The organism is Geobacillus uzenensis (genome assembly GCF_002217665.1).
GTDB lineage: Bacteria > Bacillota > Bacilli > Bacillales > Anoxybacillaceae > Geobacillus > Geobacillus subterraneus.
Genome location: NZ_NEWL01000010.1, coordinates 18,552 through 33,128, shown reverse-complemented (window position 1 = coordinate 33,128; position 14,577 = coordinate 18,552). Strand labels below are relative to the sequence as shown.

Sequence of the window (14,577 nt, the reverse complement as noted above, 5' to 3'; positions counted from 1 at the left end):
CGGGCATATGTACGTATATGTCAACGGCAACATTGTCCCGCGTGAGGAAGCGCTTCTCTCGGCGTTTGATCATGGCTTTTTGTATGGGCTCGGTTTGTTTGAAACGTTTCGCACGTACGGTGGCCATCCGTTTTTGCTTGACGACCATTTAGAACGGCTGAACCGCGGTCTATCTGAACTCCGCATCGACAGGCAGTTCAGCCGCGCTGAGGCAGTGAAGATCATCGAGCGGTTGCTCGAGGCAAATGGATTGCGCGACGCTTATGTGCGTTTTGATGTGTCCGCCGGTGTGGGTGATCTCGGCTTGTCGGCCGAACGGTATTTGTGCCCGACCGTCATCGTCTACATGAAGCCGCTGCCGCCGCCCGCTCCTCGGGAAGGGAAAGAAGGGGTCGTGTTAGCCGCGAGGCGGAATAGCCCTGAGGGCCATGAACGGTTAAAATCGCACCATTATTTAAACAATATGATTGGGAAGTGGGAGCTTGGCCATCGTCCCCATGCAGAAGGCATCTTTTTAAACCATGAAGGGGCGGTGGCGGAAGGCATCGTCTCCAATATTTTTTGGGTAAAAGGCGGCGTCGTTTACACTCCAGCGCCCTCTGTCGGCATATTAAACGGTGTCACGAGGCAATTCGTGATCGCTTTGCTCCACGAGTTGAACATCCCGGTTGAAGAGGGGATTTATCCGCTTTCCGATTTGTACGAAGCCGACGAGGTGTTGATCACCAACTCGCTGCAGGAAATTGTGCCGCTTCACCGCGTCGGCCATCGCGTTTACCTTGGGAAAAACGGTTCGGTAACCTGTACGCTGCAACGCCATTACCGCCGCTTTACCGACACATTATGGACGAGGAATGAATTGGCAGAAAGGATGAACCGATGATGATCACAATGACGCGTTCACATGTGCTCAAATGCCGCGGGCACGAGTTCGATTTAGACAAAAAAACATTGATCATGGGCATTGTCAACGTCACGCCTGATTCATTTTCCGACGGCGGCCGATTTTGCGAGGTAGAGAAAGCGGTCGAGCATGCGAAACGGCTTGTGGCGGAGGGAGCGGACATCATTGACATCGGCGGCGAGTCAACCCGTCCAGGAGCGGATCCCGTGCCGCTTGACGAAGAGTTGCGGCGCGTCATCCCAGCGGTAAGAGCGATTGCCAATGAGGTGAATGTGCCGATCTCTGTTGACACATATAAAGCTGAGGTGGCGCGGCAGGCCATCGAAGCTGGGGCGCACATCATCAACGACGTTTGGGGGGCTAAAGCTGATCCGGATATGGCTCATGTTGCTGCCTCGTACGGGGTGCCGATCATTTTAATGCACAATCGCCACGACATGGCATACCGCGATTTGATTCCCGATATGATCGCCGATCTGGAGGAAAGCATTCGCATTGCCAAACAGGCGGGGGTGAAAGAGGAAAACATCATTTTAGACCCAGGCGTCGGGTTTGCGAAAACGTTCGAACACAATCTGGAAGTGATGCGGCGTCTCGATGAGTTTGCCGCCCTCGGCTACCCGCTTTTGCTCGGAACGTCGCGCAAACGGTTTATCGGTCATGTGCTTGACGTGCCCGTTGAAGAGCGGGTTGAAGGTACGGGAGCCACCGTTTGCCTTGGCATCGTGAAGGGAGCGCATATCGTCCGCGTTCATGACGTATTGCCGATCGCCCGCATGGCGAAAATGATGGATGCGATGCTCGGGAAGGGGGAGAGCAGCCATCGATAAAATCTATGTGCGAGAGATGGAGTTTTATGGCTATCATGGAGTGCTTCCCGAAGAACACGTCCTCGGTCAGCGGTTTGTGGTTGACGTGACGCTGGAGCTTGATTTGCGGCCAGCCGGACGGAGCGACTGTCTTGAGCATACGGTCAATTACGCGGATGTGTACGAGCGCTGCCGGGCGATTGTTGAGGAGCGGACATTTGCTTTAATTGAGGCGGTGGCTGAGGCGATCGCGGACGAGCTGCTCACCGCTTTCCTTGTCGTTCAGCGCTGTGCCGTGAGGGTGACGAAGCCGAATCCACCGATCCGCGGACATTACGGGCACGTGGCCGTTGAAATCGTTAGGGGGCGTTAAATGGAAAACATTGCGTATATTGCCCTAGGTTCTAACTTAGGGGATCGTGTCTATTATTTACGTTCGGCCATTGAAGCACTCCATTATTATGAGGGAATTTCTGTAAAATCAAGCTCATCCATCTATGAAACGGATCCGGTCGGCTACGTCCACCAGGATAAGTTTTTAAACATGGTAGTCGAGGTGGCGACGACGTTGTCGCCGTTTGCTTTGTTTGACGTAACACAACAAATCGAACGAGAATTTGGAAGGAAAAGGGAAATTCGCTGGGGGCCGCGCACGTTAGACCTTGACATTTTGCTGTATAATCATGAAAATATTGAAACAGAGCAACTTGTCATTCCGCATCCGCGCATGGCGGAGCGGGCGTTTGTTCTTATCCCGTTGCTCGAAATCAATTCCCATTTAGCAATACCGAACATTTCCGAGCCGTTGACAGACATCATTGATCGACTACCCGACAAAGAAGGAGTTCGCGTATGGAAGCAGAAAGATGGGGAAGACGTATTCGCGCTTTTCGAAAGCTGAAAGGATATACACAAGAAAAGCTGGCTAAGGAACTCGGCATTTCTGTCTCAATCCTTGGTGAAATTGAACGGGGAAACCGGATGCCGTCCGATTCGCTCGTCGGGCAAATCGCTGAACGGTTAAATATATCGGTTGAGGAACTGACACCGCCGAAAATGGAATCGAACAAGTAGAAAGGAGGCGTTTCTATGTTTCGCATTGGCGATGTTGAGATTAAAAATCGCGTCGTGCTTGCCCCGATGGCAGGCGTATGCAATTCGGCGTTCCGCTTGACTGTCAAAGAGTTCGGCGCTGGACTCGTGTGCGCAGAGATGGTGAGCGACAAAGGAATCGTATACAACAATGAAAAGACGTTAAATATGTTATATATCGATGAGCGGGAAAAGCCGCTCAGCCTGCAAATTTTTGGGGGCGAAAAAGAAACGCTTGTCAAAGCGGCGAAATTTGTCGATAAAAATACGAATGCCGATATTATCGACATTAACATGGGTTGCCCAGTCCCGAAAATTACAAATTGTGACGCCGGGGCAAAATGGCTTCTTGACCCGAATAAAATTTATGACGTCGTCGCCGCCATTGTCGAGGCCGTCGAAAAACCAGTCACGGTCAAAATGCGCATCGGTTGGGACGAGCACCATATTTACGCCGTCGAAAACGCCCAAGCGGTCGAGCGCGCTGGCGGCAAAGCCGTCGCTGTCCACGGGCGGACAAGGGTGCAAATGTATGAAGGAAAAGCAGATTGGAACATCATCAAACAAGTGAAAGAAGCGGTCAACATCCCGGTCATCGGCAACGGCGATGTCAAAACGCCGCAAGACGCCAAGCGGATGCTCGAAGAAACCGGGGTGGACGGTGTGATGATCGGACGGGCGGCGCTCGGCAACCCGTGGATGATTTACCGCACCGTTCGTTATTTAGAAACGGGAGAACTCATCCCCGAACCGACGCCGAGAGAAAAAATTGATGTCTGCCTGCTGCATTTGGATCGTTTAATTGCTCTCAAGGGCGAGTATATCGCTGTCAAAGAAATGCGCAAGCACGCCGCTTGGTATTTAAAAGGCATTCGCGGTGCAGCGAAAATCCGCAATGCCATCAACGAGTGCGAGACGCGGGACGAACTAGCCGCCTTGCTGCTTCAAGTCGCAGAGGAAGCGGAACATCAGGCAGCAGCGAACGCCCAAGCCGTATAACAACGGAATGACGTTCATGCAGCGGATGACTGCCAGCACGTGCTGGCAGTATTTTTCGTAAAAAAATCGCTAAATGGAGTGAATGAAGGATGAGCCATGAAGAATTGAACGACCAACTGCGTGTTCGCAGGGAAAAGCTAAAAAAAATCGAAGAGCTGGGTGTCGATCCGTTTGGCAAACGGTTCGAGCGCACGCATAAAGCGGAAGAACTGTTCGAACTGTACGGCGATTTGTCCAAAGAAGAACTCGAAGAGCAGCAAATTGAAGTTGCCGTTGCTGGCCGCATCATGACGAAACGCGGCAAAGGCAAAGCGGGATTCGCCCACATCCAAGACGTTACAGGGCAAATTCAAATTTACGTTCGCCAAGACGATGTCGGCGAACAGCAATACGAGCTGTTTAAAATCTCTGACCTTGGCGATATCGTCGGCGTGCGCGGCACGATGTTCAAAACAAAAGTCGGCGAGCTTTCCATTAAAGTGTCGTCGTATGAATTTTTAACAAAAGCATTGCGCCCGCTGCCCGAGAAGTACCACGGCTTAAAGGACGTCGAACAGCGTTACCGCCAGCGCTATCTCGACCTAATTATGAACCCGCAAAGCAAGCAGACGTTCATCACCCGCAGTCTCATTATTCAATCGATGCGGCGTTATCTCGACAGCCATGGCTACTTAGAAGTCGAAACACCGATGATGCACGCCGTAGCAGGCGGTGCGGCTGCACGTCCGTTCATTACGCACCATAATGCGCTTGATATGACACTCTATATGCGAATCGCCATCGAACTCCATTTGAAACGACTCATCGTCGGCGGTTTGGAGAAAGTGTATGAAATCGGGCGCGTCTTCCGGAATGAGGGCATTTCCACCCGCCATAACCCGGAGTTTACGATGCTTGAACTGTACGAAGCATACGCCGACTTCCGCGATATCATGAAACTGACGGAAAACTTGATCGCCCACATCGCCACAGAGGTGCTTGGCACGACGAAAATTCAATACGGCGACCATATCGTCGACCTAACGCCTGAATGGCGGCGGCTTCATATGGTCGATGCGATCAAAGAGTACGTCGGCGTCGACTTCTGGCGGCAAATGGACGATGAGGAAGCGCGGGCGCTGGCGAAAGAACACGGGGTTGAAGTCGCCCCGCACATGACGTTCGGTCATATTGTCAACGAGTTTTTTGAACAAAAAGTCGAAGCGCAACTCATCCAGCCAACGTTCATTTACGGCCATCCGGTCGAAATTTCGCCATTGGCCAAGAAAAACCCGGACGACCCGCGCTTTACCGACCGATTTGAGCTGTTTATCGTCGGGCGTGAACATGCGAACGCGTTTACAGAACTAAACGACCCGATTGACCAGCGCCAACGTTTCGAAGCGCAGCTGAAAGAGCGTGAACAAGGGAACGATGAAGCGCACGAAATGGACGAAGATTTCCTCGAAGCGCTCGAGTACGGCATGCCGCCAACAGGCGGACTCGGCATCGGCGTCGACCGTCTCGTCATGCTCTTGACCAATTCGCCATCCATTCGCGACGTGCTGCTCTTCCCGCAAATGCGCCATAAATAACAATGATCGTCCCCTGCTACGAACAACGGCAGGGGACGATTTGTTAGGGGAGATCGATTAAAGTAAAGAAGTCGGTTGCTTACCAGTCCCCTAGAAGGCTGGTGATTAAGGGAGCAGGTTGCTTCACCACCTTGTTTCTCAACTTGAAAAGCCTTGTGGTATCAGATTCTCGTTTCACGTCATCCAACGTCAGCTAGGGGAGATCGCTGTTTTTCACCGGCCTTCTAGAAGGCTGGTGATTTAAGGGAGCAAGCCGCTTATCAAGCCCGTTTCTCAAATAGATAAGCCTTGTCGCGTCAGGAGCGCCTTTCAAACGTTCCCCCATTGCTCAAGAGAAACGACCGTTTTTCACCAGCCATCTAGAAAGAAGATCAATACTATGGGGCGGTTGACCTGCATACATTAATAGAGGATTCGAAAGGGAAAAACATAAATGTGAAAGGAGCGGTTTTATTGCTTTCTTATCCGATTCTCTATTACAATCCTCCTGTGGCTGAGGCCGCACAGGTCAGCGCCCCGAAAATCAGCCCAAAGGCGGTCATCGGCGTCGATTCGATGATTATCGGCGACATAACGATTGCTGACGATGTGTTCATCGGCTTTAAAAATTTGTTGCGTGCAGATTCGGGGTATCCGTATTATGTAGGTCCTTATACGAATATCCAAGATTATGTACTCATGCACGTACATCCCGGACGCGAACATGTGAACGTGAACGGCCGAAAATGGGGCGTTTACCTTGAAGGGGAAAACAGCGTCCTGCATCACGCAGCCGTACATGGCCCCCTATTTGTCGGGCGGAATACGTTTATAGGGCAACACGCCAATATTTATGATTCCATAATTGGAAGAAACTGCGTGATCATGCATGGGGCAACCGTAACCAACGGCGTGAAAATCCCTGACAACCGGTTCATCGCTCCAGGAGAAACAGTATGGCAACAGGAACAGGCAGATCGATTGCCGCCTGTCCCAGACCAATGGAAAGACTTAAACCGAAGGATCGTCGATCATTACTACCGCCTTGGTAAATCATATTTGCACCATACACCGCTAGCACTTTCCTATGGCGCACATCGACACTGATTTTTATTTAACCTCTGTCCGAAATTCATCTCCCACTTCTAAACGGAGTGAAAATGGGAGACGAATTTCGGTTCAATCTCAAAAAGGAAGGCCTGGAACAGTTAGGTATGGCCTAACTGGATGTCGAACCGTGGGGCACACGGGGATCGCTCGGTCAACTTCCTGTCGTTAGACGGGATTACCCGAGAAGCTCCCACCTCTAAGTGTTAGCGTAGGTGGTGGAAGTATATCACATATTGACTTTTAGCTATAGAATATATAAAATAAACGACGTTGCTTTTAGTAATAAAACAAAAAACGAAATAAGTTGACAAACCTCATTTAACATGCTATATTATGATAGCATACGGAAACGTCAACAATGATATTCAAAGAGTGTTGACAAACAAACAAATTTAATTATAATATAACTTGTCTGTTAGATAATTGCCTAGTGATGATAGCGGAGAGGAAACACCCGTTCCCATCCCGAACACGGAAGTTAAGCTCTCCAGCGCCGATGGTAGTTGGGGCCAGCGCCCCTGCAAGAGTAGGTCGTCGCTAGGCAATACTGTGGAGGATTAGCTCAGCTGGGAGAGCACTTGCCTTACAAGCAAGGGGTCGGCGGTTCGATCCCGTCATCCTCCACCACTTTGATCTACTCTTCTATTATGAGCCATTAGCTCAGTAACGAGCGCTGCATCTTTGAGTTCGCTGCGAGTTGCCTCGACGCACTGAGCTTCCTTGAAACAGCTAGTAGAGGAAGAGGCAGGTAGAGCTCATCAGTACGTAGAGTGTTATGATCAACTATGAGCCATTAGCTCAGTAACGAGCAATACATCTTCGAGTTAACTGCGAGTTGCCTTGACGCATCGAGCTTCCTTGAAACAGCTAGTAGAGGAAGAGGCAGGTAGAGCTCGTGAGTACGTAGAGTGTTATGATCACTATGAGCCATTAGCTCAGTAGGTAGAGCATCTGACTTTTAATCAGAGGGTCGGAGGTTCGAGTCCTCCATGGCTCACCAAAATTGATTTGCGGGTGTGGCGGAATTGGCAGACGCGCTAGATTCAGGGTCTAGTGCCCTTTACGGGCGTGGGGGTTCGAGTCCCTTCACCCGCATGATTATCCGAGCGGAAGTAGTTCAGTGGTAGAACACCACCTTGCCAAGGTGGGGGTCGCGGGTTCGAGTCCCGTCTTCCGCTCCATTTATTTGCCTATTAGCCGGGGTGGCGGAATTGGCAGACGCACAGGACTTAAAATCCTGGGGTAGGTAACTACCGTGCCGGTTCGAGTCCGGCCCTCGGCACTTGCGCTCGTAGCTCAATTGGATAGAGCATCTGACTACGGATCAGAAGGTTAGGGGTTCGAATCCTCTCGAGCGCGTTAGCGGGAAGTAGCTCAGCTTGGTAGAGCACATGGTTTGGGACCATGGGGTCGCAGGTTCAAATCCTGTCTTCCCGATAGTGGATATACGGGGCCTTAGCTCAGCTGGGAGAGCGCCTGCTTTGCACGCAGGAGGTCATCGGTTCGATCCCGATAGGCTCCATCCTCGTTCCTTGAAAACTGAACGAAACGAAGCGCAACGAAAAGCTGAGGCCGCCCGCCTATCGGCGAAACGCGCTAGAGGGCCTGCGAGGAGGCTATCGCCGCCGCAGCAGGACCGAAGCGTCGCGAGCCGATGGCGGCCGAAGCTAGACAATACGAAAAGCTGAGGCCGCGGCGCCTTTGGTGCTGAGGCCGAAGCCAAAGCCAATCAACTTTCTATTGGAGAGTTTGATCCTGGCTCAGGACGAACGCTGGCGGCGTGCCTAATACATGCAAGTCGAGCGGACCGAATGAGAGCTTGCTCTTATTTGGTCAGCGGCGGACGGGTGAGTAACACGTGGGCAACCTGCCCGCAAGACCGGGATAACTCCGGGAAACCGGAGCTAATACCGGATAACACCGAAGACCGCATGGTCTTCGGTTGAAAGGCGGCCAGATTTCCCATCGCGTTAGGCGAGTAAGATCCCTCGAAGATGACGAGGTCGATAGGTCCGAGGTGGAAGCGTGGCGACACGTGGAGCTGACGGATACTAATCGATCGAGGGCTTAACCTAGAAAAGCGGAGGCCGCCTGCCTATCGGCGAAACGCGCTGGAGGGCCTGCGAGGAGGCTGTCGCCGCCGCAGCAGGACCGAAGCGTCGGGAGCCGATGGCGGCCGGAGCTAGACAAAAAGCGGAAGCGCCGCGGCTTCTTCCCCCACACGGTTATCTAGTTTTGAGGGAATGATCCCACAACATTATATCGCCTAGTGGTGATAGCGGAGAGGAAACACCCGTTCCCATCCCGAACACGGAAGTTAAGCTCTCCAGCGCCGATGGTAGTTGGGGCCAGCGCCCCTGCAAGAGTAGGTCGCTGCTAGGCAATGGAAAGCAGCCAATCGTGCCTGAGGCACAATTGGCTGCTTTCGTTTTTTATTCGGAACACTTAAAATAAATCCCCGGTGCGCGCGGTGGAGCGTTCAATCTTTCCATCTACTAGTATAGAATGTTATCAATGTGGGAAACATAGAGGATGGGAGGTGGAGAGCGTGAGGACATCGGCGATTGGCCAAAACAAACGTGGAAACGTGTGCATTGTTTGTGAACAAGAAAAAGAGGAAGGTATTTTTCTTTTTGGCCATTTTCTTTGTTTGGATTGCCACCGGGCAATGGTGCAAACGAATACGGACGATCCGAATTACGCATTTTATGTGCGGCAGCTGCGGAAAATGATGACCTCTAAAATTTATTCGTAAAGGCCTGTATCGGGCCTGTTTTTATTTGTTTTGCTTTGTGCAAAAAACAGCTGGGTGCTGTGTGCGCGTTTCTTTTCGAGACGGTTCGTGTTAATATTATTTTGTTATTCAGATGGGTAGGTAGGAGAGCAGCAAGGAAAGAGGGTTAACATGAATCAAGCAAAAACCCCTTTATATGACGCGTTAATGCGCCATTGGGCGCGCCGTCCGATTTCGTTCCACGTGCCGGGTCATAAATATGGCGCCGTGTTTTCGAAACGGGCGGGGGATGTGTTTTCTTCGGTATTGACGTTGGATGCGACGGAGATTTCCGGACTTGATGACTTGCACCATCCGGAAGCGGCCATTGCTGAGGCGCAGGCATTGGCAGCCGAACTGTATGGCGCCGAGGAAACATTTTTCCTTGTGAACGGATCGACGGCAGGAAATTTAGCGATGATCGCCGCCGTATGTGATGAAAAGAAGCGGAAAGTCATTGTGCAACGCAACTGCCATAAATCAGTAATGCATGCACTGCAGCTCATGGGGGCGACCCCTGTTCTTCTCTCTCCTGAGTTTGACAGCGATATGCACGTTGCTTCGCACGTTTGCGTGGAAGCTATCAAAGAGGCGCTTGCCCTTCATCGCGACGCCGCTGCCGTTGTATTGACGAACCCGAATTATTATGGGATGTCGATTGATTTAACAGAAATCGTCCGTCTAGCTCATGACTATGGGGTTCCCGTGCTTGTCGATGAGGCGCATGGCGCCCATTTCGTCCTCGGCCCTCCGTTTCCGAAGCCGGCGCTTGCTTGCGGTGCCGATGTAGTTGTGCAGTCGGCGCATAAAACATTGCCGGCGATGACGATGGGGGCGTTTTTGCATGTGAACAGCGGGCGCATCGATGTAGAGCGGTTGAAATATTTTTTGCAGCTGTTTCAATCGAGCAGCCCGTCTTACCCGATTATGGCGTCGCTTGACTTGGCGCGAAGCTATGTCGCCGAGCTTGCGGAAGATGACGTGGCGGCGATGGCAGCAGAAATTGAAGAATTCAAGGCGGCATTGGCCCATATAGATGGGGTGGCGGTCGTTTCTTCCCGACAGCCCGATGTGCAGACGGACCTGCTGAAAGTGACGGTACAAACGCGCAGTTCGCTGACGGGGTATGAATTGCAGCAACGGCTCGAGCGCGAAGGGGTGTTTACGGAACTGGCCGATCCGTTGAACGTTCTGCTCGTTTGTCCGCTCGCTGCAACTGGCAGGCTTATGGAGGCGGTGCGAAAAATGAAGCGGGCTTGGCGCGGGTTGCCGGCTGACGAGACGCCGTTGCTTGGCTCCTTTCCATTTTTACGCCCGCCGCTCTCGGTGTTAGTCCCGTATGATGAACTGCGCGATGTACGGAAAAAAGCGGTCGCTTTAGAGGAGGCGGAAGGGTATGTGGCGGCGGAAACGGTCATTCCATACCCGCCTGGAGTGCCGCTTATGTGGATCGGCGAACGAATCGACCGCGGTCATATTGAACAAATTCGCCAGCTTCTCCGCCATCGGGCGCATGTGCAAGGCGGAAGCCGGCTCGGGGATGGATTGCTTGTCGTATATGAACTTCGATGACGGAAAGGGTGCTGCGGGTGATGAACGGGTATTTTTTTTCGTTTGAGGGGCCGGAAGGGGCCGGAAAAACGACGATGATCGGCAAGCTCGAGTCGTTTTTGCGCGGGCGAGGTTTTGACGTAATGGTAACGAGGGAGCCCGGCGGAGTGCGCATCGCTGAGGCGATTCGCGCGCTCATTTTAAATCGCGAGTATACAGAAATGGACGGGCGGACGGAAGCGCTTTTGTATGCGGCGGCGAGGCGGCAGCATTTGCTTGAGAAAATTGTTCCGGCGCTCGAGGCGGGCCGCGTTGTGCTGTGCGATCGATTTGTCGACAGCTCGCTCGCCTACCAAGGATTTGCCCGCGGGCTTGGTGTCGAAGAAGTATGGAAAATTAACGAGTTTGCCATTGATGGGTATATGCCGTCATTGACGGTTTATTTTGATATTGATCCGCACATCGGGCTCGAACGGATTCGGCAAAACCGGGAGAGGGAAGTAAACCGGCTCGATCTTGAATCGTTGTCTTTTCATGATAAGGTAAGGGAAGGATATCGGGAGTTGGCGAAGCGGTTTACCGATCGGATCGTTGTCATTGATGCAAGCCGACCGCTCGATGATGTGTTTTCCGAGACGGCGGCGGCGGTGCTCTCCCGCCTTGAAGGAAGATCAAAGCGTGATTTCCATGAATCCGGCCGTGATGATTCGCACTGGACATGATAGAATAGAAGGTAAGAAACGAGAAAGAGTGATGGCGATGCGATGGGAACAGCTAGCAAAACGCCAGCCAGTCGTGGCGAAAATGCTGCAAAGCGGCCTTGAAAAAGGGCGGATTTCCCATGCGTACTTGTTTGAAGGGCAGCGGGGGACGGGAAAAAAAGCGGCCGGTTTGTTGTTGGCAAAAAGCTTATTTTGTCTATCCCCGTCAGGAATTGCGCCTTGTTTGGAATGCCGTAACTGCCGGCGCATCGATTCCGGAAACCATCCGGACGTTCGGGTAGTCAGCCCGGATGGCGGATCGATTAAGAAAGAACAAATCGAATGGCTGCAACAGGAGTTCATGAAAACGGCTGTGGAATCTGACAAAAAGATGTATATTGTCGAACATGCTGATCAAATGACGACAAGCGCTGCCAACAGCTTGCTGAAATTTTTGGAGGAGCCGCATCCAGGAACGGTGGCGGTGTTGTTAACCGAACAATACCATCGCCTGTTAGGAACGGTCATTTCCCGCTGTCAAGTGCTTTCCTTCCGGCCGCTGCCGCCGGAAGAACTCGCCGATCAGCTCGTTGAAGAGCGCGTGCCGCTGACGTTGGCGTTGCTCGCCGCCCACTTGACGAACAGCTACGATGAAGCGTTGGCGCTCAGCCAAGAGCGTTGGTTTGCCGAGGCGCGAACGTTAGTGCTACAATTATACGAGATGCTTGGCAAGCCGGAGTTGCAGCTGCTGTTTTTTATCCACGACCGTTTGTTTCCTCATTTTCCAGAAAAACATCAGCTCGATCTCGGGCTCGACTTGCTTTTGTATATATATCGCGATTTGTTGCACATTCAAGCTGGAAGGACGGATAGCGCATTATACCGGGATGAGCTTGACCGCCTGCAGCGCTGGGCGCTTTCTTGCCCACAACGGCGGATCCTAGACAGCATGGAAGCAATTTTGCAGGCGAAAGCGCGTTTAACTACGACGAATATGAGCACGGCGCTGCTTGTAGAGCAGCTGGCTCTTCAACTAAAGAGGTAAAGGAGGGAGAACCGTTGTATACTGTCGTCGGCGTCCGTTTTAAAAAGGCGGGAAAAATTTATTATTTTGATCCAGGCGATTTTGTCATTCCCGCCGGTGAGTTTGTCATTGTCGAGACGGCGCGCGGCATTGAATACGGAAAAGTCGTCATCGCCAATAAACAAGTCGATGAAAACGATATCGTGCTGCCGCTCAAAAAAGTGATTCGCGTGGCGAATGAAAAAGATAAATGGATCGTTGAAGAAAATAAAAAAGCGGCGCGTGAGGCGTATGACATTTGCCTGCGCAAGGTCGAAGAGCATGGCCTTGAGATGAAGCTCGTGGATGTAGAATATACGTTTGACCGCAATAAAGTCATCTTTTACTTCACCGCCGACGGGCGTGTCGATTTCCGTGAGCTCGTCAAAGACTTGGCATCGATTTTCCGCACCCGCATCGAGCTGCGACAAATCGGGGTGCGCGATGAGGCGAAAATGCTCGGCGGCATCGGCCCGTGCGGCCGGATGCTTTGCTGCTCGACATTTCTTGGCGATTTTGAACCGGTATCGATCAAAATGGCGAAGGATCAGAATTTGTCGCTTAACCCGACGAAAATTTCCGGATTGTGTGGACGGTTGATGTGCTGCTTGAAATATGAGAGTGAGGAGTATGAGACGGCAAAAGAGCAGCTTCCAGATTTAGGAGAGTATGTCGAGACACCGTATGGCTTTGGCAAAGTGGTCGGTTTGAACATTTTAGAGCGGGTGCTGCAAATCGAATTGCCGGAGCACGGCCGGGTCGTCGAATATACGCTTGATGAGTTGATGAAGAACGGAACGTTATCGATTCGTGTCGCAGATTAATTTGGGGTGGGGCCATGTGGAAAAGGTAGATAAAAAAGAAGTGTTTCAATCGGTGGCAAACATGGAAGAGCATCTGAGCCATTTTTACCGTGAGCTTGTGCAGCTGAAACAGCGCGTAGCCGAGCTGTTGGAGGAAAACCATCAGCTGCAAATCGAAAACGCCCATCTGCGCCGGCGGCTTGAGCAGCTGCTTGAGGCATGGGAAGAGGAAAAACGAAAAGAGACGAAGCATGGCAAAAAGCTGATCGACATTGGCGAAGGGTATGACAATTTAGCCCGCCTTTACCAAGAAGGGTTCCATATTTGCCACGTCCACTACGGAAGCGTACGCACAGAGGGCGATTGCTTGTTTTGTTTATCGTTTTTAAACAAAAAATAAAGGTAATGCAACCCTTTCCGCTCCGGAAAGGTTATTTTTTTCAATGGAGGATCGTGTGTGATGGTGGAGTTGTACGGGGATGAACGGCTTGATTATTTGTTCAATGAGGAGCTTCGCATCATTCAGAGCCCGTCCGTATTTTCTTTTTCCCTTGATGCAGTGCTGCTCGCCCATTTTGCCTATTTGCCGATTCAAAAAGGGCATATCGTCGATTTATGCACGGGCAACGGGGTGATCCCACTGTTGCTGAGCCAGCGGACAAAAGGAGCGATTATCGGCATTGAAATTCAGGAGCGGCTTTGCGACATGGCGAGGCGAAGCGTGCAGTACAACGGGCTTGAAGAACGAATCGAGATTATACACGGCGATATTAAAGACGCGCCGCAGCGAATCGGCTACAGCCGGTACGATGTCGTTACGTGCAACCCCCCGTATTTTCCAGCTGCCGGCAAAGAGGAGCTGAGCAAAAACGAACACTTGGCCATCGCCCGCCACGAAATTTATTGTACATTGGAAGATGTCGTTCGCGTCAGCAGCCAATTGTTGAAGCAAGGCGGAAAGGCGGCGTTCGTTCATCGGCCTGGGCGGCTGCTTGACATCGTAACGCTTATGCGCCAATACCGGCTTGAACCGAAGCGGCTCCGGTTTGTCTATCCAAAAGCGGGAAAAGAGGCGAACATGATTTTAATTGAAGGAATGAAAGATGCCAGCCCAGATTTAAAAGTATTGCCCCCGCTTATCGTTTATGGCGAGGACAACGAATATACGGAGGAAACGAAGCGCATCTTATATGGGATTATTTCACCGTAAAAGGGGCGG

15 protein-coding genes, 8 tRNA genes, 2 rRNA genes and 1 other annotated feature are annotated in these 14,577 nt (G+C 51.7%); all 25 genes read left to right on the top strand.

All coding sequences use genetic code 11. The features are described 5' to 3' along the window. The first annotated feature begins 7 nt into the window (after window positions 1-7). The 25 genes from pabC (at window position 8) to B9L21_RS15495 (ending at window position 14,568) form a co-directional block, all read left to right on the top strand. On the top strand, window positions 8-883 hold the full coding sequence (pabC, locus tag B9L21_RS15615) for an aminodeoxychorismate lyase (protein WP_063167027.1): 876 nt from the start codon (window positions 8-10) through the stop codon (window positions 881-883). Next, window positions 880-1,734, top strand: a complete 855-nt coding sequence (gene folP, locus B9L21_RS15610) for a dihydropteroate synthase (protein ID WP_063167026.1) — start codon at window positions 880-882, stop codon at window positions 1,732-1,734. Before pabC ends, folP begins: the two co-directional genes overlap by 4 nt. Further along, on the top strand, window positions 1,697-2,086 hold the full coding sequence (gene folB, locus B9L21_RS15605) for a dihydroneopterin aldolase (RefSeq protein WP_063167025.1): 390 nt from the start codon (window positions 1,697-1,699) through the stop codon (window positions 2,084-2,086). Before folP ends, folB begins: the two co-directional genes overlap by 38 nt. Further along, window positions 2,087-2,614: a 2-amino-4-hydroxy-6-hydroxymethyldihydropteridine diphosphokinase gene (gene folK, locus B9L21_RS15600; RefSeq protein WP_063167024.1), complete on the top strand. Its 528-nt coding sequence runs from the start codon at window positions 2,087-2,089 to the stop codon at window positions 2,612-2,614. Further along, on the top strand, window positions 2,566-2,787 hold the full coding sequence (locus B9L21_RS15595; protein ID WP_063167023.1) for a helix-turn-helix domain-containing protein: 222 nt from the start codon (window positions 2,566-2,568) through the stop codon (window positions 2,785-2,787). The genes folK and B9L21_RS15595 overlap by 49 nt, the downstream gene beginning before the upstream one ends. A gap of 15 nt (window positions 2,788-2,802) precedes the next feature. Then, window positions 2,803-3,804 carry a tRNA dihydrouridine synthase DusB gene (dusB, locus tag B9L21_RS15590; protein WP_063167022.1) on the top strand — a complete coding sequence of 334 codons (1,002 nt, stop codon included), beginning with the start codon at window positions 2,803-2,805 and terminating at the stop codon, window positions 3,802-3,804. A gap of 89 nt (window positions 3,805-3,893) precedes the next feature. Continuing rightward, complete coding sequence (lysS, locus tag B9L21_RS15585) at window positions 3,894-5,378, top strand: lysine--tRNA ligase (RefSeq protein WP_063167021.1); 1,485 nt, start codon at window positions 3,894-3,896, stop codon at window positions 5,376-5,378. A 435-nt stretch (window positions 5,379-5,813) separates the two neighbouring features. Further along, entirely contained in the window at window positions 5,814-6,464 is a 651-nt protein-coding gene (locus B9L21_RS15580) for a hypothetical protein (protein WP_063167020.1), read from the top strand. Window positions 6,465-6,893: 429 nt separating this feature from the next. Next, window positions 6,894-7,010, top strand: a 5S ribosomal RNA gene (rrf, locus tag B9L21_RS15575). A gap of 8 nt (window positions 7,011-7,018) precedes the next feature. After that, window positions 7,019-7,094: transfer RNA gene (locus tag B9L21_RS15570), tRNA-Val, on the top strand. A gap of 297 nt (window positions 7,095-7,391) precedes the next feature. After that, window positions 7,392-7,467 (top strand) — tRNA-Lys (locus tag B9L21_RS15565). Window positions 7,468-7,477: 10 nt separating this feature from the next. Further along, window positions 7,478-7,562 (top strand) — tRNA-Leu (locus tag B9L21_RS15560). A gap of 11 nt (window positions 7,563-7,573) precedes the next feature. Continuing rightward, window positions 7,574-7,648, top strand: a tRNA-Gly gene (locus B9L21_RS15555). 15 nt (window positions 7,649-7,663) lie between these two features. After that, window positions 7,664-7,749 (top strand) — tRNA-Leu (locus B9L21_RS15550). Window positions 7,750-7,752: 3 nt separating this feature from the next. Continuing rightward, window positions 7,753-7,826, top strand: a tRNA-Arg gene (locus B9L21_RS15545). Between the two features lie 4 nt (window positions 7,827-7,830). Continuing rightward, window positions 7,831-7,904: transfer RNA gene (locus tag B9L21_RS15540), tRNA-Pro, on the top strand. A 12-nt stretch (window positions 7,905-7,916) separates the two neighbouring features. Further along, window positions 7,917-7,989 (top strand) — tRNA-Ala (locus tag B9L21_RS15535). A 253-nt stretch (window positions 7,990-8,242) separates the two neighbouring features. Beyond that, window positions 8,243-8,611: a sequence feature (most likely nonfunctional fraction of RNA operon), on the top strand. 121 nt (window positions 8,612-8,732) lie between these two features. Continuing rightward, window positions 8,733-8,849: ribosomal RNA gene (gene rrf, locus B9L21_RS15530) — 5S ribosomal RNA — on the top strand. A 166-nt stretch (window positions 8,850-9,015) separates the two neighbouring features. After that, window positions 9,016-9,222, top strand: coding sequence for a sigma factor G inhibitor Gin (locus B9L21_RS15525; protein WP_063167067.1), 207 nt, complete (start codon window positions 9,016-9,018; stop codon window positions 9,220-9,222). Between the two features lie 150 nt (window positions 9,223-9,372). Continuing rightward, the gene (locus B9L21_RS15520; protein WP_063167066.1) at window positions 9,373-10,812 is read left to right on the top strand and encodes an aminotransferase class I/II-fold pyridoxal phosphate-dependent enzyme; all 1,440 of its coding nucleotides are present in this window, start codon (window positions 9,373-9,375) and stop codon (window positions 10,810-10,812) included. Window positions 10,813-10,832: 20 nt separating this feature from the next. Beyond that, window positions 10,833-11,513 (top strand): dTMP kinase, encoded by a 681-nt coding sequence (tmk, locus tag B9L21_RS15515; RefSeq protein WP_063167436.1) that lies wholly within the window; start codon window positions 10,833-10,835, stop codon window positions 11,511-11,513. Window positions 11,514-11,544: 31 nt separating this feature from the next. Beyond that, on the top strand, window positions 11,545-12,537 hold the full coding sequence (gene holB / locus B9L21_RS15510; protein WP_063167065.1) for a DNA polymerase III subunit delta': 993 nt from the start codon (window positions 11,545-11,547) through the stop codon (window positions 12,535-12,537). 14 nt (window positions 12,538-12,551) lie between these two features. Then, complete coding sequence (locus B9L21_RS15505) at window positions 12,552-13,379, top strand: stage 0 sporulation family protein (protein ID WP_063167064.1); 828 nt, start codon at window positions 12,552-12,554, stop codon at window positions 13,377-13,379. A 16-nt stretch (window positions 13,380-13,395) separates the two neighbouring features. Further along, entirely contained in the window at window positions 13,396-13,758 is a 363-nt protein-coding gene (yabA, locus tag B9L21_RS15500; protein WP_081210896.1) for a DNA replication initiation control protein YabA, read from the top strand. 60 nt (window positions 13,759-13,818) lie between these two features. After that, window positions 13,819-14,568 carry a tRNA1(Val) (adenine(37)-N6)-methyltransferase gene (locus B9L21_RS15495; RefSeq protein ID WP_063167063.1) on the top strand — a complete coding sequence of 250 codons (750 nt, stop codon included), beginning with the start codon at window positions 13,819-13,821 and terminating at the stop codon, window positions 14,566-14,568. Window positions 14,569-14,577 lie beyond the last annotated feature (9 nt).